This window comes from Cobetia sp. 1AS1 (assembly GCF_029846435.1).
Classification (GTDB): Bacteria; Pseudomonadota; Gammaproteobacteria; order Pseudomonadales; family Halomonadaceae; genus Cobetia; species Cobetia amphilecti.
Genome location: NZ_JARWKU010000036.1, coordinates 1 through 269 on the forward strand (window position 1 = coordinate 1; position 269 = coordinate 269).

Here is a 269-nt window from a genome sequence, read left to right on the forward strand (position 1 = left end):
CCGACCACCACTGCCACCATTGACGCGATCAGCGACGATAGCGGTACCGACGGCGACTTCATCACCAATGACGATGATGGCCTGACAATCACCGCCACGCTGAGTGCCGAGCTCGTCACTGGGGAAGCTCTGCTCTACAGCACCGATGGCACCACCTGGGTCGACATCACTGACAGCGTGTCCGGTACTGCCGTCAGCTATGCCGATGCCGACCTCACCGCCTCTGCCACCGTGCAGCTCAAGGTGCAGGACGCCGCCGGCAACGATGG

General features: G+C 62.8%; 1 protein-coding gene. It reads left to right on the forward strand.

Annotation, left to right across the window (positions count from 1 at the left end; all coding sequences use genetic code 11):
• Nucleotides 1–269 (forward strand): hypothetical protein (locus QD280_RS17820; protein ID WP_279840157.1); only part of this gene is annotated, 269 nt, incomplete at both ends.